This window comes from Candidatus Avelusimicrobium aviculae (assembly GCF_949292495.1).
GTDB lineage: Bacteria > Elusimicrobiota > Elusimicrobia > Elusimicrobiales > Elusimicrobiaceae > Avelusimicrobium > Avelusimicrobium aviculae.
Genome location: NZ_CASEZB010000024.1, coordinates 50,222 through 69,226, shown reverse-complemented (window position 1 = coordinate 69,226; position 19,005 = coordinate 50,222). Strand labels below are relative to the sequence as shown.

The 19,005-nt window shown below is 48.1% G+C and carries 17 protein-coding genes and 2 tRNA genes; 7 read left to right on the top strand and 12 right to left on the bottom strand.

Annotation, left to right across the window (positions count from 1 at the left end):
* Window positions 1-12: 12 nt before the first annotated feature.
* Together ACQY33_RS06150 and ACQY33_RS06145 are read right to left on the bottom strand one after the other, a co-directional pair.
* Window positions 13-94 (bottom strand) — tRNA-Leu (locus ACQY33_RS06150).
* A gap of 39 nt (window positions 95-133) precedes the next feature.
* A tRNA-Lys gene (locus ACQY33_RS06145) sits at window positions 134-206 on the bottom strand.
* Window positions 207-421: 215 nt separating this feature from the next.
* Between ACQY33_RS06145 and ACQY33_RS06140 the strand changes: the two genes are divergently transcribed.
* From ACQY33_RS06140 to ACQY33_RS06125, 4 genes are all read left to right on the top strand, one after another.
* Entirely contained in the window at window positions 422-2,257 is a 1,836-nt protein-coding gene (locus ACQY33_RS06140; RefSeq protein WP_428074969.1) for a DUF885 family protein, read from the top strand.
* A gap of 211 nt (window positions 2,258-2,468) precedes the next feature.
* Window positions 2,469-3,632 (top strand): aminotransferase class V-fold PLP-dependent enzyme, encoded by a 1,164-nt coding sequence (locus ACQY33_RS06135; RefSeq protein ID WP_428074967.1) that lies wholly within the window; start codon window positions 2,469-2,471, stop codon window positions 3,630-3,632.
* Between the two features lie 10 nt (window positions 3,633-3,642).
* Window positions 3,643-4,590, top strand: coding sequence for an NAD(P)-dependent oxidoreductase (locus ACQY33_RS06130; RefSeq protein WP_428074965.1), 948 nt, complete (start codon window positions 3,643-3,645; stop codon window positions 4,588-4,590).
* Between the two features lie 4 nt (window positions 4,591-4,594).
* Window positions 4,595-5,851, top strand: coding sequence for a DUF1015 domain-containing protein (locus ACQY33_RS06125; protein ID WP_428074963.1), 1,257 nt, complete (start codon window positions 4,595-4,597; stop codon window positions 5,849-5,851).
* 161 nt (window positions 5,852-6,012) lie between these two features.
* Here ACQY33_RS06125 and ACQY33_RS06120 read toward each other — a convergent pair whose 3' ends face one another.
* The 6 genes from ACQY33_RS06120 to ACQY33_RS06095 are packed head-to-tail and all read right to left on the bottom strand — an operon-like array spanning window position 6,013 to window position 10,326.
* On the bottom strand, window positions 6,013-6,780 hold the full coding sequence (locus ACQY33_RS06120) for a hypothetical protein (protein WP_428074961.1): 768 nt from the start codon (window positions 6,778-6,780) through the stop codon (window positions 6,013-6,015).
* A 34-nt stretch (window positions 6,781-6,814) separates the two neighbouring features.
* A complete protein-coding gene (locus tag ACQY33_RS06115; RefSeq protein ID WP_428074959.1) occupies window positions 6,815-7,159 on the bottom strand; it encodes a DUF192 domain-containing protein in 345 nt (114 codons plus the stop codon).
* A complete protein-coding gene (locus ACQY33_RS06110) occupies window positions 7,156-7,611 on the bottom strand; it encodes a hypothetical protein (RefSeq protein WP_428074957.1) in 456 nt (151 codons plus the stop codon). The genes ACQY33_RS06115 and ACQY33_RS06110 overlap by 4 nt, the downstream gene beginning before the upstream one ends.
* Window positions 7,611-8,177, bottom strand: coding sequence for an elongation factor P (efp, locus tag ACQY33_RS06105; protein WP_428074955.1), 567 nt, complete (start codon window positions 8,175-8,177; stop codon window positions 7,611-7,613). Before efp ends, ACQY33_RS06110 begins: the two co-directional genes overlap by 1 nt.
* A gap of 29 nt (window positions 8,178-8,206) precedes the next feature.
* Window positions 8,207-9,271, bottom strand: coding sequence for a M24 family metallopeptidase (locus tag ACQY33_RS06100; RefSeq protein ID WP_428074953.1), 1,065 nt, complete (start codon window positions 9,269-9,271; stop codon window positions 8,207-8,209).
* Window positions 9,271-10,326: a M24 family metallopeptidase gene (locus ACQY33_RS06095; protein ID WP_428074951.1), complete on the bottom strand. Its 1,056-nt coding sequence runs from the start codon at window positions 10,324-10,326 to the stop codon at window positions 9,271-9,273. The genes ACQY33_RS06100 and ACQY33_RS06095 overlap by 1 nt, the downstream gene beginning before the upstream one ends.
* 136 nt (window positions 10,327-10,462) lie before the next feature.
* Here ACQY33_RS06095 and ACQY33_RS06090 point away from each other — a divergent pair, with 136 nt between their 5' ends.
* Together ACQY33_RS06090 and dacB are read left to right on the top strand one after the other, a co-directional pair.
* Window positions 10,463-12,091, top strand: a complete 1,629-nt coding sequence (locus ACQY33_RS06090; protein WP_428074949.1) for a hypothetical protein — start codon at window positions 10,463-10,465, stop codon at window positions 12,089-12,091.
* 75 nt (window positions 12,092-12,166) lie between these two features.
* The gene (gene dacB, locus ACQY33_RS06085) at window positions 12,167-13,621 is read left to right on the top strand and encodes a D-alanyl-D-alanine carboxypeptidase/D-alanyl-D-alanine endopeptidase (protein ID WP_428074947.1); all 1,455 of its coding nucleotides are present in this window, start codon (window positions 12,167-12,169) and stop codon (window positions 13,619-13,621) included.
* Window positions 13,622-13,684: 63 nt separating this feature from the next.
* On the opposite strand, the gene ACQY33_RS06080 is transcribed toward dacB, so the two are convergent.
* Window positions 13,685-15,052: an MATE family efflux transporter gene (locus ACQY33_RS06080; RefSeq protein ID WP_428074945.1), complete on the bottom strand. Its 1,368-nt coding sequence runs from the start codon at window positions 15,050-15,052 to the stop codon at window positions 13,685-13,687.
* A gap of 81 nt (window positions 15,053-15,133) precedes the next feature.
* Entirely contained in the window at window positions 15,134-15,337 is a 204-nt protein-coding gene (locus tag ACQY33_RS06075; RefSeq protein ID WP_176777286.1) for a cold shock domain-containing protein, read from the bottom strand.
* A 150-nt stretch (window positions 15,338-15,487) separates the two neighbouring features.
* Here ACQY33_RS06075 and ftcD point away from each other — a divergent pair, with 150 nt between their 5' ends.
* Window positions 15,488-16,462, top strand: a complete 975-nt coding sequence (ftcD, locus tag ACQY33_RS06070) for a glutamate formimidoyltransferase (protein ID WP_428074943.1) — start codon at window positions 15,488-15,490, stop codon at window positions 16,460-16,462.
* Window positions 16,463-16,465: 3 nt separating this feature from the next.
* Here the strand turns inward: ftcD and rsmA are convergent, their stop codons facing one another.
* Window positions 16,466-17,254, bottom strand: a complete 789-nt coding sequence (rsmA, locus tag ACQY33_RS06065) for a 16S rRNA (adenine(1518)-N(6)/adenine(1519)-N(6))-dimethyltransferase RsmA (RefSeq protein WP_428074941.1) — start codon at window positions 17,252-17,254, stop codon at window positions 16,466-16,468.
* Window positions 17,255-17,257: 3 nt separating this feature from the next.
* The gene (locus ACQY33_RS06060; protein WP_428074938.1) at window positions 17,258-18,895 is read right to left on the bottom strand and encodes a tetratricopeptide repeat protein; all 1,638 of its coding nucleotides are present in this window, start codon (window positions 18,893-18,895) and stop codon (window positions 17,258-17,260) included.
* Between the last annotated feature and the right edge of the window lie 110 nt (window positions 18,896-19,005).

The window sequence follows — 19,005 nt, the reverse complement described above, 5'->3', positions numbered from 1 at the left end:
CGGTTCAAGAATTGGACGGAGAGGGACTTGAACCCTCAAGGATTTCTCCATACGCTCCTAAGGCGTACGCGTCTGCCGATTCCGCCATCCGTCCTTGTTTCTCTTATTTATTAAAATTGAGCGAAAATTAATATGGGCCATGTGAGGCTCGAACTCACGACCTTACGCTTAAGAGGCGTCTGCTCTACCAACTGAGCTAATGGCCCGTAATAAGGATATACTTAGATTATAGCAAAAAACGCGCTGAAAGGTCAGGCCCGGCCCCTTGGTTGGAACCGGCCGCGGGAAGCCCCGCCGCACGTTCTGTTTTGACGTTTTTATTCTATCATATTTATCTGGAGGACGCAAAAGTTTATCTGTTCGGTTTTTGTGAACAATTTGTATAATAAAAAGAAAATCAAACTAAGGAAGGCTTTTTTGTATGAACTACTGGAAAAACACCTTATCCGCCGCCTTACTATGCCTTTGCACCGTATTGCCGGCAGCCGCACAGCAAGACCCTTTCGCCGTATTTAACGATATTGACGACATGATGCAAGACAATGTATTAATGGACGCAGCCAACCGCCACGCTTCCGCGGTACTCACCTTTTTGCCGGAACGCGCCACCCTGATTGGGTTTTCCTCCGCCAACAGCCAGTTAAATACCCGCAACTCAGCCCAAGAACAAGCAGTCAAAACCGCTTTGGAAGGGATTAAAACTTCTATGGCGGAATTGGATTTAAGCGAATTTTCCCCCTCCAAAGAAGCGGATTTTAATGTGCTGCAAGCCCGGATTAATTATGACTTGTGGAGTTTGTCCCGCAACCGCCTGGCGCTGGACCCGCTTTACTACACCCAAGCGCTTGATTCCGTCTATTCCTTAATGTTAAAACGCCTCAGCGCGCCGGTTGCCCAAAACGCCGCTTTGGCACAGCGCGCCTCCTCTTTAGGCGTAACCTCCAAAGAAGCCAAAAATAATTTGAAAAATCCCTCTGCTTTCTTGGCGCAGCTGGCCATGGAACGGGCTTATTATGCGTATTTGTCCTTTGATGACTTGGTCAGCCAGTTAAACACCACGGCGGAGGACAAAATATCCCGCCAGGAAGCGGCCTCCACGGCCAACCAAGCCCGCAGAGACGTAAAAGACATGTTTGATTATTTTAAAACGCTTTCCAAGGCAGAAGACACGCCGGATTTCCGCCTAGGGGAAGAAGACTACCGCTTTGTATTGCAAAACAAATACTTTATTAACACCAAAACCGAAAAATTGCGCAAAACCTTAGCCCGGCAATTTAAACAAGCGCGCGAAAACCTATACTTTGCCTTGGAACCTTTTACCGCCGCGCAAGACCCGGAAACGGTAACTGTGGAAGGGAACGCTCCCGTAGCCAAAAAGAAAAATAAAAAGAAAAAAATAGCCAAAAACCAACCTCTCCCCACGGCAGCTAATTTTTACGCCGTACGCGGGCGGTTGGCTTTAGACGTACCGGCTAATATTAACCTGCTGGCCAGCATTAAAAACCAAGCCCAAAATTGGGAAACGGATTTGGTGCAAAAAAAGGTATTGCCTAAAAACAATGTTTCTTTTAACATTAAACCGATGCCCGCTTACTTTGCGTACCTAACGCCTTATTTGTTCGTTCCTCCGTATGGCACGCAAAATCAGCCCACTTTTGATTTTTTTGTACGCATGCCCAGCGGAAACAAAATATCCCGCGCCGAAATGCTGGAAAAAGATTTTAATGAACCCGCCCGCAAATTAATGATTGCCGGCCAGCTGGTGCCGGGGCTTTATTATAAGTCCGTATACGGGCAAAACGCCTCGCCCATACGCAAACGCTACCCCGTGCCCACCTTGGCCAACGGCTGGAGCGTGTACGCCCAGCATTTGGCGGCGGAAAACGGCCTGATTATTACCGATATGGATTTACTGTTTTTAGCGTGGGAAGATTACCGCCGGGTAGTGGCGGCATTGGTGGATTTAAATTTACAAACCCGCCAATTTTCTTATGCAGACGCGATGACTTTCCTTATGCAGGCAAACGGTTTTAACCAAGAAGAAGCGAAAAGTATTATTAAAGCGTCCGTTTTAAACCCCGGGCAAGCCGTAAGTTATATGGTAGGGTTTGACACGCTTAACGCCCTGCATAAAAAATACCAAAAGAAATACGGCAAACATTTTGACGAGGCGGATTTCCACGCAAAAATAATGGCCATCGGTGATGTAGCACCGGATATTTTGGAAGAAGAACTGGCCGCCGCTTACAAAAAATAAAATCTACCCCCGGCCTGAAGACCGGGGGTTTTTTATAATACCCTATACTCCGCACGCCAAAAACCCATTAGTTCTTTATCCTGAGATATTTTCTATAAAACGGATAGAGAAAAAATCTTCTAAAAAAATACGCCGGCAAGAAAAAACTTTTATACAATAAAAAGAACATTTATATAAAATAGATTTTTTAAACGTGAAGGAGGGTCTTGTTATGATTAAAATTCCCGTAGAATTATTACCTACATCCACTTTTACCTGCGGCCCCAGCCAAGGGCATCCAATACTTAGGGAAACACCTATTTATAAAACCATGTTTGAGCGCAGCCACCGCGCTAAAGACATTTCCACCGAAGGCTTGTATAAAGAAGCCACAGAAAATTTAAAAAAACTGTTGTCTCTGCCGGAGGATTATACCGTTATTTTCTTCTTGGGAGGGGCCACCCCCGCGCTGGACGCGGTAATGTGGAATTTGGTCACCAATTCCGTTTCCGGCCTGAGCTTTGGGGCTTTTTCCAAACTATGGTGCCAAAAAATAGCCTCCCGCTTGGGGGACAGCGTCACCAAAGAATTTAAAGAAGCCAAAGAAGGCGAGTTTTTCCCTTCCGAAAAACCCAATTTTAACGCCAGCCTGGTAGTGCTCACCCCAAACGAAACCTCCACCGGCGTGCAAATACCCGATGAGTATTTGGAAAATGCCTGGAAATCCAAAGGAGAAGACACCCTTATCGCTTGGGACTGCACCAGCTGCGCCGGCGGGCGGGACTTGCCTAAAAATATCTTTGACGTGATGCTCTTCTCCATGCAAAAATGCTTTGGCGTAGGCGGGGGCAGCAGCGTAATTATCTTAAGCCCCAAAGCGGTAAAACGCCTGGAAGAAGTAAAAAAATACCGCACGATTCCTTATTCTTTGGATTTGGCGGAAGCCGTTAAAAAAGCGCAGGAAAAATGCCAAACGGTAAACACCCCCTCCACCACCAATATTTGGATGTTCAACGAAGCCTGCAAATGGATGTTGGATAACGGCGGCCTGGCCGCTATGGACGGCTTATGCCGCCAGCACGCCCAAGCCGTATTGGACTTTGCCCGCCAGAGCGATTATTTGGCCCCGCTGATTAAAGACGAAAAATTCCGCTCTTACACCACCCTTACGCTGGAAGTGACTGACCCGTCCATTAAAGACGCGGATATTTCCGCCGCGTTAAAAGCCACGGGCCTGGCTAACTTGGCGGACGGGGTAAAAAAATACTCCTCCGTTAAACAAAATTCTTTGCGCATAGGCTGCTTCCCGTTTGTAGACATTAACGGCACCGAACAGTTTGAAAAACTACTTAAATGCATTGACCTGATTGTAAAAGATTTACGCGCAAACAAATAAAGGAGATTTTATGAATATTTTAATCGCAGACAAATTTCCCGCCCACTGGACGGAAGAACTGGCAAAACACCATACGGTAACCAGCAACCCCGCGTTGGACGAGAACACCCTCCCCCAAGCCGTAGCGGATACGCAAATTTTAATTGTGCGCAGCACCAAAGTGCCCGCCGCCGTGATAGACGCCGCCCCCCATTTAAAACTAATCATCCGCGCCGGGGCCGGCTATGACACCATAGACATTCAACACGCCGCCCAAAAAGGCGTGGCGGTTTGCAACTGCCCGGGAACCAACTCCATAGCGGTGGCTGAACTGGCCATGGCCCTGCTGCTGGCGCTGGACCGCCACATATACGACAATGTAAATGACCTGCGCCAAGGCGTATGGAACAAATCCAAATACAGCAAGGCAAAAGGCATTTTCGGGCGGACGCTGGGAATTATCGGGTTGGGAAACATAGGCAAAGAAGTGGCTAAACGCGCCCAAGCCTTTGGCATGAAAGTGGTAGCGTATGACCCGTATGACAAGCCGGAAGTTTTTACCCAGTTGCATATTACCCCATATACGGATATTTACCAAATGGCCGCCCAGTGCGACGCCATCACCGTACACTTGCCAGATACACCCCAAACACACGGGCTGTTTAATAAAAAATTTTTTGACAGCATGAAAGACGGGGCTATCTTTATTAATACCGCCCGCGGAGGACTGGTAAACACGCAGGATTTGGTCCAAGCTATGAAAGCCAAACAAATCCGCGCCGCTTTAGACGTGTATGAAAAAGAGCCCAAAGCCACAGACACCGCCTTTGACTATTCCCCCTTTGAGGGAGTGGATTTTTACGGCACCCACCACATAGGCGCCTCTACGGACCAAGCCCAAGACGCCGTGGCCCAGCGCGCCGTGGAAATTATAAACCACTACGCACAAACAAACGAGTTCTTGTACAAGGTAAATTAAAACTATGGCTACCGTAAAACCATTTAAGGGGATACGCCCCGAAAAGAATTTTGAAAAAATCGCCTGTCCCCCTTACGACGTGTTAAACACGGAAGAAGCGCGGGAAATGGCGAAAGGAAATCCGCTTTCTTTCTTGCATATAGATAAACCGGAAATTGACCTTCCTAAAGGAACGGATCTTTACTCTCCCGCCGTATATGCCAAAGCAAAAGAAAACCTGGACAAATTCCTTTCCAAAGGCATTTTAAAGCAAGACGCTAACCCCTGCTTTTACTTGTACGCCCAAACCATGGCTGACCGGACACAATACGGCCTGGTGGCGGCCGTGTCCGCCTTGGAGTACGACCGGGGAATCATCCGCAAGCACGAGCTAACCCGTAAGGAAAAAGAACTGGACCGCAGCAAACACGTCAACGCGTTAAACGCCACCACAGGCCCCGTGTTTTTAACCTATCCGGACAGACAAGATTTAGATGAAATTGTAGCCGGCATCACCACGCAAATACCCGTCTGTTCTTTTATGTCCGATGACGGCATCCGCCATACCTTTTGGGTTATTGACGATGCCACAGACATTAAAAAAATAGAAAAAGCGTTTGAGCAAATCCCCGTCTTATACATAGCGGACGGGCACCATCGCTCCGCCGCCGCCGGAAACGTGGCCGCCATGCACCGCAAAAAACACCCGGGCGCAAAACAAGACGCTTCCTTTAACTATTTTTTAGCCGTTATATTTCCCTCCAGCCAATTGTTTATTATGGACTACAACCGCTTGGTTAAAGACTTAAACGGCCGAACGCCGGAAGAATTTATCCAAGCCTTGAAAAAAGATTTTTTTGTCCAGGCTACCGGACTATCCAAACCCCCTAAACGCCATATGTTTGGCATGTATTTCGGCGGACAATGGTACACGCTTACCGCCAAGCCGGGTTCTTTTAATGAAGAAGACCCCGTAAGCCGTTTGGATGTAAGCATTTTGCAAAGAAACGTCCTGCAGCCGCTGCTTAATATCGGGGACCCCCGCACCGATAAACGCATTGATTTTGTGGGCGGGATAAGAGGCGTAGCAGAGCTGGAACACCGGGTAAACAACGGAGAATTTAAAGCGGCGTTTAGTATGTACCCCACTTCTATTGAAGAATTAATAAAAGTGGCTGACGCAAAACTCATCATGCCGCCCAAATCCACCTGGTTTGAGCCTAAGTTAAGAAGCGGCCTTGTCATCTACCAATACGATGAGAAAGACTTAGATAAAAAATAATACACACCCGGGCTAACCCCCCGGGTTTTTTGTTGCTTACATAAAAACCCCGTATTAAACGGGGTTTTTTACTAAAAGCTAAACAACCGCGCCGCTTATTTGCCCAATAAAAAGCCCGGGCCTTTTGTATGGACCCGGGTTATCAAAAAGAAACGCAGTAACTAAAAACGCAAAGAAAGAGAACCTTCCGCCCCTAAGCCATAGTTAGCGTAGTTAGCCGCAATGCTTAAATCCAAATAAGCGGGCAGCTTAAAGTTTAACCCGGCGGTGGCTCTTGCCGTGGCGGCGTATTCATTGCTTCCTTCCAAAGACAAATCCCGGTCCGCCCGGTTAATATGCAAGGTGGTATAATCCACCCCGCCGCCGATATAAGGCACCACGTATTTAAATTTCATGGATAAAACCAAACTGGCGTTATAATGCGTGGCGGAAAAATCCCGCGCGCTGGCGCTGTGGGCGGAAACTACCAGCATGGGCTGGAAAGAATAAAGCACTTCGCTGGGGCGGGTAATACCCCAACGCAACCCGCCGCCGGCAATGGTCATACCCTGAAAACTGCTGGCGCGGATAAACCCGTCCACACGAAACGGCATACCAATATCCGCCTGCAGCCAAGGGTACCACACCGTGCCTACGTCTTCCCTCTCACCCAAGGCGGTTTGCTGGCGGGCCTCATAGGTGTCACCCTGAGCTTCGCTCATTTTAAAAATCATGCTGGCGCGCGGCCCTATCTGAAAGCCCCCCCAGCCTAACACGCGCCCGGTAGTATACGTACCGGAACCAATCAACCCGCCCAAGTCTTTCGTAAAAGCGCGTACATTTTGGGTGGTTACATGGTCTCCAAAATCGTCCCAAATATTTTTGGCGGATACATTTAGCGCACAGCCAAGCGCCGCCGCCAAAATAAAAAACAGCTTTTTCCCATTCATACTAATCCTCACTGCTATATAATAAATAAAAACGTTAGGGACGCACAAATTCCACCCGGTCCCCTTTCTTTACTTTTCCGTTCAACGTACCGGCGGGCAATTCCAGCGTGCCGCGCGCACACCAAAAAATAGGGCTCACGCGCCAGGGCTTAAAATTTTCCAGCACCCCTATTATTAACCCGGAATGATCCACAAATATTACATCTATGGCAAAACGCATAAAAAACATGTGTATTTGGGGGCACGGTTCCAGCCATAAACCTTTCCCTTTTGCCAGCGAAGGCCGAAACATCAGCCCCAGCAAACGGGTTTTAAAGGTTTTGGCTTCTTCCACCTCAGAGGCGATCACCAAGCCCGTATCTTTTACAATACACTTCATATATGCGCTTTTATTTGGTTCTTTAGGCTGTGTTCAACGGCTTCTAAAAAACCTTTGTCTTTAAAAAGAACTTCATCCGGCGGTTTAATGCTAAAAGCGTCCGCCCGTTTAAAAATTAAAAACGTAATCAGCAACTGGCCGTTTACATCCACCTGGGCAATCCACATGTTCTCACGGGTTTTGGCGGCCCGTAAAGAAAAGATGTTATATTCTTTCCCGACGGGAGAAAAAGAACATTTTTCCTCTTGGCAAGAAACTAAAAATTGGTATAAAGAACGGTCCAGCAAACGTACATCCGCATATTTCTTACGGCTCAGCGGCATTTGCAGGCGTCCGTCCTGCCAAGCAATGCCGCGCACTTCCAGCAAATTCCCGTACACAAGCGTTGCGGCGCCCGCACCTGCCGCCCAAAACAACACACAGGCCGGCAACAGCAGGCGCCGTAACCACATTAAGCGTTAACCCGTTCCACGTAGGAGCCGTCACGCGTGTCTACCAGAACCGTATCCCCTTCGTTAATAAACAAAGGAACTTTAATAACGGTGCCGGTTTCCAGGGTGGCTTCTTTGGTCATGTTGGCCACCGTATCCCCTTTTACACCGGGCACGGTGGAAGCGATTTTAAGCGGAACTTTAATGGGTAAATCAATGCTGAACAGCTGGTCGTTAATATACAGGCCGGTTACTTCCATATTATCTTTTAAATATTTGCGCTGTTCCCCTAATTTGGAAAGAGGAACTTCCACCTGTTCATAGTCGTTGCTGTTCATGAAAGTGGCCATATCGCCGGACGTATACAAATAAGTAAAGGGGCGTTTTTCCACTTCCACTTCTTTAAATTTGTCTTCGGGGCGGTAAGCCGTTTCAATTAAGCCGCCGGTATTGATGTTGCGCAATTTCACACGCACCACGGCGCGGGCCTGCGATTTGCGGTGATGCTGATAATCAATAATTTCTACCAGCTGGCCGTTTTCATCTTCAAAAATAAGACCTTCATGAAAGTCAGTCGTGCTTAACATAATATTACCTCTTCTCGGGGCTAAAGCCCTTAATTTTTAGTCAACTTTTTGGAACCGCCGGCCGTCACCAAAAAAGTGTCTTCCAGCCGCACGCCCCATTTACCGGCAAAATAAATGCCCGGTTCTACGGTAACAGGGGAATTGGCTTCCAGTTCCTGCACCGAACGAGGCCCCAACAGCGGGCCGTCGTGCACTTGCAAACCTACGCCGTGGCCTGTGGAATGGAAAAATTCCTTTCCAAACCCGGCGGCTTCTATAATGCGCCGGGCGGCGGCGTCAGCCTCCCGGCAGGGCAAGCCTGCGCGCAAACTTTTGGCGCAAGCCTGATAGGCGGCGTGCGTAATATTCCAAATCTGTTCATATTGGGCCGGGGGATTATCCCCATGCCACCAGCTGCGCGTCATGTCGGAATTATACCCTTCATACTGGCAGCCAAAATCCATTAATACCGCTTCATTCTTTTTTAATTTGCGCGTTTTGGAAGCGGTGTGGTGCGCGTCTGCCGTGTTTTCCCCAAAACAGACAATGTTAAAAGGAATAGCTTCCGCCCCGCGGCGAAGCATAGCCCCCGCCAACAGCGCGGCTACGGCGTGTTCCGTCATACCGGTTTTAATTTGCGGTTTTACTTCTTTAAACGCTTCGGAAGCGATACGGCAGGCGGTTTTTAATTTGGCAATCTCATCAGGGTATTTTACCAAGCGCATTTCGTCTAATATGGCGCCGGCGGAAACAAAGCCTTCCTGCGCTAATTGCCGCCCCAATAAGAAATTTACTTTGTCCTGCGCAAACCCCACGGTTTTCAGCCCCGCTTGGCGCGCAAATTGCAAGGCCGCCTGGGCCAACGTGCCGGAAGTTACGTCTTTTACGCTAATAAACCCGGCCGCCGGCGCCATTTTGGGGACAATCATCGTGCGCGTAAAAAAACACGCTTTGCGCGGCGTTACCAGCAGAACGGCTTCCCCATCGGAAAGTTCCACCCCGGACAAATAACGCATTTCCACCGGGTCCGCCGTGAAATAGCCATCCAGCCCGGCTTGCTTAAGCAGGCGTTTAAAATCCTTTACGCGTTCTTTGGACAAATCTTTTACTAGCATTATTTTTTAGTTAAAATTTTGGCGCCGGTTTTGCTGACTGCTACCGTGTCTTCCAACCGTACACCGTATTTTCCGGGAAGATAAATACCGGGCTCCACGGTAACAATATTCCCTTCCACCAGTACAGCGTCAGACTCTTGGTTATTATAAGGGGTTTCGTGGTTTTCCATTCCCATACCGTGCCCGGTTCCGTGCGTGAAATAGGCGCCGTACCCGCCGGCTTTAATAATATTGCGGGCGGTGTTGTCCACCTCGCGCGTAGCCATGCCGGGCTTTACGGCTTTAATGCCCGCTTTGCGGGCTTTATCCACCAGCTGCCATATTTTTTTATATTCGGCCGGCTCTTTTTTGCCGTGCCACCAGCTGCGGGTAATGTCGGAACAATAACCGTTATATACGCAGCCAAAATCCATCAAAATGCAGTCTTCGGCTTTTAATTTGCGCAAACCGGTAACATGGTGCGGGTTGGCGCAGTCTTCCCCAAAACCGACAATGGTATAAAAGGAAGTAGTGGTAGCCCCGTGGGTGCGCATATATTTTTCCAACTCGGCCGCTACGTCCAACTCCGTCATGCCGGTTTTGATTAAAGGCTTCACGTATTCATAAGCGTTGTAAGCAATGCGGCACGCGTCACGGATAATTTTTACTTCGCTTTCGTCTTTTACTTCCCGCAGCTGGCTGATTAAACTCGGGCATTCCACAAAACCGTTTTTAGCCAGCAAACGCCCGGCGGCGTAACCCTCTTTCGCCGCGTCAAAACCCACCTTTTTTAAGCCGCATTTTTTTGCCTGTTTTACGGCCGCGTTCAAACGGTCCTCATCGGCAGAAACAGTCATAAACGGGGCGCGCACGGCCACATCGGTTAAATAAAGCTCGCGCGTCCAGCAGAAAATGTCTTTAGAGGTAACCAAAAAAACGGCTTCATGCGGATAAAAATAAAAACCACCCAAATAAAATTGGTCTAAATTATCAGTAACTAAAAAACCGTCTAAACCGTTTTTCTTCATTAATTTACGTAAAAGAGTAATTTTTTGCGGGATTTGTTTTTTGTTCATATAGCGGGATCTCCTCTCTATATATGATAACAATTTTACCCTTGTGATACAACGCTAAAAAGCCGATATTCTTTGGATTTTTTCTTCATTTTCGCCAGAAATATAATATAATAATTTATATTATGGGTTTGATTTGATGAAGCACAAAATTTTATTTTTTTTAACAGTCTTGCTTTGCAGCCATACGTTAACAGCGGGGGTATTCACATCTTCCGATGGAAGATTTACCATGGATATGCCCTCGGGCTGGGCGTCGGCTTCCTCAAAAAATAAAAACGCGGTGTTAAGCCTGCAAAAATCCGCCGCGCGGATAGATATTACTTCTTTTGCCGAATGCGCCACCGAAACCTGCCTGGAAAAGAAAATTAATGAAGATTTGGCTGAAATAAAAGCCAAGAAAATGAAAGTTATAGGCAATACATACACCGGGGAAGAAATCAAACGCATTGATTTTTCCACCGGGGAACCTTTTTTCTACATCAGTTATTTCTCCCCCAAAGAGGATTTCAGCTCCGGCTATTTTTTGGTAGGCCAAAAAGCCTATGCCATTATGGCAAAAAAACTTTCTTACGCGGAAACGGATTTAATTTTTTCTTTCATCTACCCGGTGGAACAGGAAGAAAAAATTGCCGCCCCCCAACCGGCAGCCGAAACCATTACCTTAAATATGGATTTAAAAGATCCGCGCGCTTATGACATTGCCGCCGCGCCGCAAGTGCAGGAAGAGTCCCTCCTTCCCACCGAGCCGCAACCGCAAAAAGAAACCAAAACGCAGCAACCCCAACCCAAAGCTTCTGTGTTCACCGTCTATTGGAATGCGCTCAAAAACCGTTTGTCTAAATTAAACGCCGGCACCCTGGTTACCCAGGATATGCCCCCCTTTATCCGCAGGGCGGGCCATACGTTGGACGTTATCGCGCTTTTATTTGCGCTGTATCTGTTAGCCTTGGGATTAGGGTTGCTCATTAAACTGCTGCTCCCTTCCAGAAAAGAAGATCAGAAAGTAAACCCCAACTCTCTCTACCCCATTAAATTTAAACGTTTATACGGTACGCCGTCTTTAATTTTCCGCGCGAGGGACAACCAAGGCAACACACTGATTTCTTTGTCCTCGCGGTGGGACTCCGTATTCCTTTTTACCGGAGCCTGCGGGGTGGTGTTGGCGCTAGTCGCCATAATAGCGGCGGGGTTGCTGCAAATTTTAAACGTGGTGGAAATATCCGCCTTCGCGTACAGCACCGTCTATTCCGGCGCGTCGCTTGTACTGCCGCTGGGGGTATTGGTGTTTTTCTGCGGGATTATATGGTCTCAGCTCATGCTGCGTGAAATTACTTTGTATGACCGCCGCGGGCAAAAAGCCGTATTTATTTTGCAAAAAGGATTTGGAATAAGCAAAGAACGCTATGAAATTTACTTTGCCAAATCCAAAGACGTAGTGGTGTTGGAACGCAAACGCTTTAGTTATTACCGCCAGTGGAAAATGTCCACCCGGGAAGGAAGTTCTTTGGCCGTTATTACGGAAAATAACCGTTTTAAAGCCGTTCTTCGCAAATTTACAGGGCACCTGTGGGGCTTGCTGCGCGCCAGCTATAATATAGAAGGCCCTATGGACAGCAAAGGCAATATCACCAACTCCTGCAAAGCTTTTGATACGTTTACCTGCAATATAGATAAACCGCAAGCCATCGCCGCAAGGGATATGCTGGCCGCGGCGTTAGTTATAAATATACGGGATAAAGACAAATGGTATCCTTGGTTTAATTAATATAAAAACCGCGCCAAAAGCGCGGTTTTTTATTTGTGTTTGCACGGGCGGCAAAGCGTTTGCTATTCTATAATTATGAAAAAATTTTTTATTATTCCTTTTCTTTTTAGTGGTCTTGTGCAAGCACAGCCCTTGCAAGAAACCATACATGATATGACGGCCACCGCCCCTGTTTTACAAGGGGCTTGGTGGGCAGGAACCGCCGGCTACCCGGGCGGAGAAGTATTATTTTCCGTTAATGAAAGCCAGCGCATGGCGCCGGCCTCCACCTTAAAATTAATTACCAGTGCCGCCGTGCTGGAAACCTTTGGGCCGGATTACCAGTTTGAAACCCGCCTGTATGCAGACGCCCTGCCAAACGCGGAGGGCGCGCTGGACGGCGATATTTATATCCGCGGCGGAGGAGACCCCTCTTTGGGCTCCACCCGCCCCGCCGGAGGAGAAAACGCCCAAAAACTCTTGCGCCGCTGGGCGAAAGAAATAAAAAAAAGCGGTATAAAAACCATACGCGGAAATATTTATGCCGATGAAACGCTGTTTGAGGGCTTATCCGTTCCCCCCAAAGTAAATTGGGAGAATATGGGCAATTACTACGCGGCGCCCGTATCCGCCCTGTCCTTGGCGGACAACTCTTTTAAAATCCGTTTTTCCCCCCAACCCGGGCACGGCAAAGAAGCCAAAGTTTCCAAAACCGAGCCGGAAATACCGGGCCTTTCCATCCGTTCTTTTGTAACCGCCAGCGCGCAAGACCGCCGGGACAACGCCTATGTATACGCCGCGCCCGGACAATTTGATTTAGACATTTACGGCACCATTCCCACTAATTTACTAGGGTTTACCATCCAGGCGGCATTGCCGGACCCGGCCCTCTTTACCGCCCAATATTTACAGCAAATATTGCAGGAAGAAGGGATCAGCGTAACCGGAAATGCTCAAAAAGTGGAGAACACGCCGGATTACTCCGCCATGCATTTACTGTATACGCAAAAATCCACCAAGTTAAAAGACATTTTATACGTACTTAATAAACGCAGTTTTAATTTTTACGCGGAAATGCTGGTGCGCCATTTGGCGTTGCACGCCGGGCAAGAAGGAACTCTGCAAAACGGCATACAGCAGCTGGAAAACTGGTTAAAAGCACATAACATCCCGCTTAATGACGTAAAAATTTACGATGCCAGCGGCCTTTCGCGCGATAATATGCTCACCGTCCGCGCCCTAACCGGCACCTTAAACGCCATGATAAACAGCCCGTATTTTAATGTGTATTATCAAACCTTGGCCACTCCTAACGACCGGGGAGACTTGCTTCTTCTGCGCCGCTGGCTCTACCCGCAAAAACGCCTGGATGACGTACACGTAAAAGGCGGCACCATAGACGGGGTAAAAGCCATGGCCGGTTATGTAAAAGACAAAGAAGGCAAACTGATTTCCTTTGCCTTAATTGCCAATAACCTGGAAGACAAAAGCGAGGCAATCAACCGCATACATGAAAACATTATCAAAACGCTTTTGCATTACCAGCATTAAACCTGTGTAACAAAAATAAAAACCGCGCCGGTAAAAGCGCGGTTTTTATTTTTCATCAAATCATTAATTACCCGTTACGCTGATGTTTTTCCATTTTCCGGCCAAAAAGCGCCACAGCATAAACACGGCCGTGAGCGCTGCGTAAAAGGTAAGCCAGCTCCAAACCTGAAACACGCTTCCGCGCAGTTGGTACACAATAAACCATGTGCCCGGTATAAGTAGCAGCCAAGCGCAGCATACCATGACGTACATGTAAAATTTGGTATCTCCGGCGCCGCGGATGGCTTCGCCAAAAATCAGGTAAGTAGTGTCAAACAAAACAAATATGCTTACCAGTTTCATAAGCGGATAAGTTTTAGCGGCAATTTCGGCCGCATCGGGAGAGGTGGCCGGTATAAACAGCCCCACAAAAAACGGGGAAAAGCAGAAAAAGCTTACCCCCACCAGCCCCGCATAAGCGTAGCCAATTTTGCTGGCGTTTTTAACCACTTTTACAGCTAAGTCCGAACGCTTTAACCCCTGATATTTGCTGACTAAAATTTGAATACCAACACCCAATCCCAAAATAACCGTAAACACTACCGGCTGCATAGACATCACCACATTGCTGGCCTGCAGGGATATGGTATCAATATTACCAATCATAAACGTAAACAGGGTAAAAGACATAATGTCCATCAAAAACCCAAAACCATTGGGCACCCCGAAGCGCAGCAAGCGGGCAAATACCGGCTTGTAGAACCCGGCCAGACGGGACACCTTAAACGCCTTGCCCGTTTTGGAAGCAAAAATAAGCGTGCCAAAAACTACCGTCATGCTGGCAGTCCCCAACACGGTGGCCCAGGCAGCGCCCACAATCCCCATCTCCGGGAAGCCCAACTTACCAAAAATCATCACATAATCCAACACAATGTTTACCAGGTTACCAAACAAAGCGGTGTACATGGGTACTTTGGTTTTTCCGCGGCCGCTAAAAAAGCTGGCCAGCGCATTGTTAATAACCGCAAACCCGCCCAATAAGTTTAAAATAGTAAAGTATTGTATTTCTAACGCGGTTACCTGCGGGCCGTGGTTAAACAGGCGAATTACCCAATTACCCACCGGGGTAAGAGACGCCAGCAGCAAAGAAGACAACACCGCCAGCAAAATCCCCTGCCATAAAGAAACCGTAACCGACGCAAACTTACGCCGTGCATAATACTGGGATATAAACACGCTGGTATAGGTGGCTAACCCCATAAACAGGGAACCAAACGTCATGGCCAAAGCGCCGCCCGGCACACACGCGGCTAGGGCGTCGTGCGAATACCAGGCCAAAAACATTCTGTCTGCAAATTGCATCACTACCTGTGAGGCCATGGTAACAATCAACGGATAAGACAAAAACCACAATTCCGATAACGAGGCTTGCGGATATGTTTTTACGCTCACTTCTTTAATACTCCTTCTACAACCGTACACAAAAAAAGACCTGCCCTTTAAGAGCAGGTCTGTTCAGTAGTTAAACTTAAATTACAGTTTGCGAACTTTAACTGCTTTCGGGCCTTTTTCAGACTCAACGATATCAAATTCAACTTCCTGTCCTTCAGCTAAGGTTTTAAAACCATCGCCTTGGATTTCTTGATAGTGAACAAAGAGATCTTTGGAACCATCTTCGGGAGTTACGAAACCGTAACCTTTCTGGTCGTTAAACCATTTTACTTTTCCTTTAGCCATTTTACTTTTTACTTCCTTATTTAAGTATATCAGGTGCTTGAACTTAACAAGTACCTACAATTATTATACTATAAATCACAAGAATTAGCGCAAAATATTTTTTTGTTTTTTCTTCTCACGCAAGCCCGTTTTATAGTATATAATTATTCTATGAAAATAATAGAATGCGTACCAAATATTTCTTTATCCGCACGGCCCGAAAAATTACGGCGCATTATAAACGCCGTGCAAAATACTCCCGGCGCGCTCCTTTTGCATACGGACGAAAACCCCTCCGCCAACCGTACCGTGCTTACTTTTGCCGGAGAACCCGGCGCCGTGCTTCAAGCGGCTAACACCTGTATAAAAACCGCCTTGCAAGAAATTGATATGCGCGCCCACCGAGGAGCGCACCCGCGTTTGGGCGCGGTGGACGTTTGCCCGCTGGTTCCCGTTCAAGGCATTACCCTGGAAGAAACCGCCCTTCTGGCCCGCACGTTAGCCCGCCAAGCCGCGCTGGAAAACAACCTGCCCGTTTATTTATACGAAGCCGCGGCCCAACGTCCCGAGCGCAAAAATTTGGCAGACGTACGCCGCGGGGAATATGAAAGCCTCCCCCAAAAACTGCAAAGCCAACCGCCGGATTTTGGGCCAACCGTTTGGGACGAACACACCCAAAAAACAGGCGCTTGTATCATAGGCGCGCGGAACATACTAATTGCTTTTAATATTAATTTAAATACCCAAGACGCCGCCTCGGCGAAACAAATAGCCGCCGCCATAAGAGAAAAAAACGGCGGCTTAAAATGCGTAAAAGCCATCGGCTGGTATATGGAAAATTTTGGCAGGGCGCAGGTTTCCTGCAATTTAACAGATTATACAACCACCGGCCCCGCCCAAGTATTTGAGGAATGCAAACGCCAAGCCGCGCGCTTAGGCGTTAAAACCACCGGGTGCGAATTAGTAGGGCTTATCCCCCGCCAGGCCCTGCTAAACGCCGGGAAGTTCTACGCCCGTGATAAAGCGCTGCCCCCGCAGGACCTGATAAAACTGGCGGTAGAAAAACTAAATTTAAACGACGTAAAACCTTTCCGCCCGCACCAACAAATATTGGAAGAATTATTGGAACAAAACCAACGCGCCTAACAGTTATTTAGCGCTAAGCGTTTGGGAAATTTGTTTAAACTGCAAAAGGGAAATTTTTTCCGGACGGGTTTGCAAGTCCACTCCGGCCCGTTCCAGCGCGCGGGTGATTTTTTCTTTATCAAACCCGCACAAAAGCAAAGCGTTATAAATGGTTTTGCGGCGGTGCAAAAAAGAGGACTGCACCACTTTTTTAAAAAAAGGCCAGGCATCTTTTTCCACCGCCGGCTGGGAAAGTTTTTCAAAAACAAGCACGGCGCTTTCCACCTTGGGGGGAGGGTTAAAACTGCCTTTTCCTACCTGACACAATAAGGAAATTTTTGCCCGCGCCTGGCTTAATATGGAAAGCGGGCCGTAAAACTCCCCGCCCGGCTGGGCCTGAATGCGGTTGGCTTGCTCTTTTTGAAACATAAAAACAGCCGCTGAAAAATAAGGGAAAGATAAGGTTTTATCCAAAATATCCGCCGCCGCCGCGTACGGCAAATTGCCCACAAACAAAGTATCTTCCGGCAACAACGTTTCCGGGGGCAAGAGGCTAAAATCCCCCTCCAAAATATTTACCCCCGCCTGGGGCGGCAAATGCTGTTTTAAAAAAGAAATCATTTCCGGGTCAATTTCCGCCGCTTTAAAATGGCTAAAACCCGCCCGTATAAGCGCAAAAGTAAGCGCACCTTTGCCGGGGCCTATTTCCACCAACTGCTTGGTTTGCAAACGCCGGGCCGCTTGGATGATTTGCTCAATCACCCGTTCATTTACTAAAAAGTGCTGCCCGTAACGCTGGCGCATATGGCGCATGGCTTATTCCTCTTGCAATACGTTTAAATTCTTTTTGGCGGTTTTGTTTTTAGGGTTTAGCCGCAAAGCCTGGTTATAAAAATCTTTGGCTTGGGCGTCATTTCCGGCAATTACAGAAGCCGTGCCCAACCCCATAAGAGGCAAATCATCCGCCGGGGCCAGGCTGCGGGCCTGCGCAAAACTTTGGGAAGCCTGAGCCGCGTCCCCCGCCACCAAATAGGCAAGCCCGGTTAACAGGCTGGTTTGCTCTGCGCTTAACGCTTTATCCCCGGAGGACAAATCCTCCAATGCGGCCTGTACCAACGCCAGCCAGGATTTACCCGTAACCCATAAACCCATATCATTGCCCACTATGCGCGGGTCATACGCCGCGCGCGGGGCGGAGGAATTCTGCTGCGTTAAGGCGGAGGGAGAGGCATAATCCATCGTGCGCCCTTGCAGAGAAAGGGTAACGTCATACTTGCCTTCGCCTTGTTTTACGGCGTTTTCCAACCCTTCTATAAATTCATTAATTTGGTTTTCACGCTGGGCCTGTGTAGCCGCAGCTAATACAAAACTGCGCTTAAAAGCCATAGGCGGCACTTCCTGTTCCCCCGGCAGGGCGGAAGAAGAACGCAGTTTTTGGTAGGCGCGCTCAAAAGAACCGGCGCTGGGAGAAGGCTTCTCTTTCGGTTTAACCAGGGGGGCATATTCTAAAGAAACATCCACATTAATGTCTTTGGCGGCCGGCACGCGTGATAAATTGTTACGGAAATTTTCTATTTCTTTGGCAAAAGCCTCCGCCGTACGCCCGCTGGAACGGTATACGGCGTTGAGAGCCAAACCCTCTTGCTTAAAACGGATAATGGAAAATGCCCCGTCCAGCACTTCGCGCGCTTTGGCGGCCTCCCCCTGCTGGTAATATAGTTTAGCCAACAACAAGCGCGCCACAAAATCCCCCGGTTTGGTGCGTACGGCTTTTTTATAATATTTTAAAGCGGCGGCGTCATCCCCCGTTTTTTCATACAAAGCGCCCAACGAAAGCATGGCGTCTTCGTACCCCCAAAACAAAGAAAGCGCTTTTTTAAAACTGTCCTCCGCCTGGGCATCACGCCCCATGCGCTCATACAAAGAACCCAGCTGATAATGGTATAAAGGTTCCCGCGGGGCCAGTTCCACCGCGCGGCGGTAATGCTCAAGAGCTTTTTCCCAATTTTTTTGGGCGGCATAAGTAGAGGCTAAGTTCATGTTGGTGTCGGATTTATCCGGCTCCAACTCATAAGATTTTTTAAAATACTCTTGGGCTTGTTCCAAATCCCCTTTCCAACCGTAGGCAATGCCTAAAAGCTGGTAGGCAAGCGCGTTTTTGGGGTCCAGGGTGAGGGCTTCGCGGTATTCGCTCATGGCCGCGTCCACCTTGCCGCTCCAGTATAAGGCGGCGCCCAATAATAAAAAGCCCAAGGGGTCTTTGGGATTTTTAATAACGGCTTTGGCAAAAGAGTTTTGCGCTTCTTTATAGCGGGAAAGCCCCATCTCCCCCAGCCCGCGGCGCATATCGGAAAGAGATTGGTCTTGCATGATTTGGTCCCACACGGTATTAGAATAATCCGTACGAATTGTTTTTTTGCCAAAAGAAAACGGAAATACAGCCCCCCAACTCATACAAGAAAAGGAGAACAAACAACATATACAAATTATTTTTTTACCCGTATTTGCCATAAATATATGATAGATAAAAAACCTTATAACGGGCAACCCAAACACAAGGTTAA

Excerpts from the sequence above, each read along its gene's own strand:
- ACQY33_RS06115 (WP_428074959.1), bottom strand. The coding sequence starts at position 7,159 with ATGAAGTGTATTGTAAAAGATACGGGCTTGGTGATCGCCTCTGAGGTG.
- ACQY33_RS06110 (WP_428074957.1), bottom strand. The coding sequence starts at position 7,611 with ATGTGGTTACGGCGCCTGCTGTTGCCGGCCTGTGTGTTGTTTTGGGCG.
- rsmA (WP_428074941.1), bottom strand. The coding sequence starts at position 17,254 with ATGCGCCATATGCGCCAGCGTTACGGGCAGCACTTTTTAGTAAATGAA.
- ACQY33_RS06135 (WP_428074967.1), top strand. The coding sequence starts at position 2,469 with ATGATTAAAATTCCCGTAGAATTATTACCTACATCCACTTTTACCTGC.
- efp (WP_428074955.1), bottom strand. The coding sequence starts at position 8,177 with ATGTTAAGCACGACTGACTTTCATGAAGGTCTTATTTTTGAAGATGAA.
- ACQY33_RS06140 (WP_428074969.1), top strand. The coding sequence starts at position 422 with ATGAACTACTGGAAAAACACCTTATCCGCCGCCTTACTATGCCTTTGC.
- ftcD (WP_428074943.1), top strand. The coding sequence starts at position 15,488 with ATGAAAATAATAGAATGCGTACCAAATATTTCTTTATCCGCACGGCCC.
- ACQY33_RS06100 (WP_428074953.1), bottom strand. The coding sequence starts at position 9,271 with ATGCTAGTAAAAGATTTGTCCAAAGAACGCGTAAAGGATTTTAAACGC.
- ACQY33_RS06090 (WP_428074949.1), top strand. The coding sequence starts at position 10,463 with ATGAAGCACAAAATTTTATTTTTTTTAACAGTCTTGCTTTGCAGCCAT.
- ACQY33_RS06130 (WP_428074965.1), top strand. The coding sequence starts at position 3,643 with ATGAATATTTTAATCGCAGACAAATTTCCCGCCCACTGGACGGAAGAA.
- ACQY33_RS06120 (WP_428074961.1), bottom strand. The coding sequence starts at position 6,780 with ATGAATGGGAAAAAGCTGTTTTTTATTTTGGCGGCGGCGCTTGGCTGT.
- dacB (WP_428074947.1), top strand. The coding sequence starts at position 12,167 with ATGAAAAAATTTTTTATTATTCCTTTTCTTTTTAGTGGTCTTGTGCAA.
- ACQY33_RS06075 (WP_176777286.1), bottom strand. The coding sequence starts at position 15,337 with ATGGCTAAAGGAAAAGTAAAATGGTTTAACGACCAGAAAGGTTACGGT.
- ACQY33_RS06060 (WP_428074938.1), bottom strand. The coding sequence starts at position 18,895 with ATGAGTTGGGGGGCTGTATTTCCGTTTTCTTTTGGCAAAAAAACAATT.
- ACQY33_RS06125 (WP_428074963.1), top strand. The coding sequence starts at position 4,595 with ATGGCTACCGTAAAACCATTTAAGGGGATACGCCCCGAAAAGAATTTT.
- ACQY33_RS06095 (WP_428074951.1), bottom strand. The coding sequence starts at position 10,326 with ATGAACAAAAAACAAATCCCGCAAAAAATTACTCTTTTACGTAAATTA.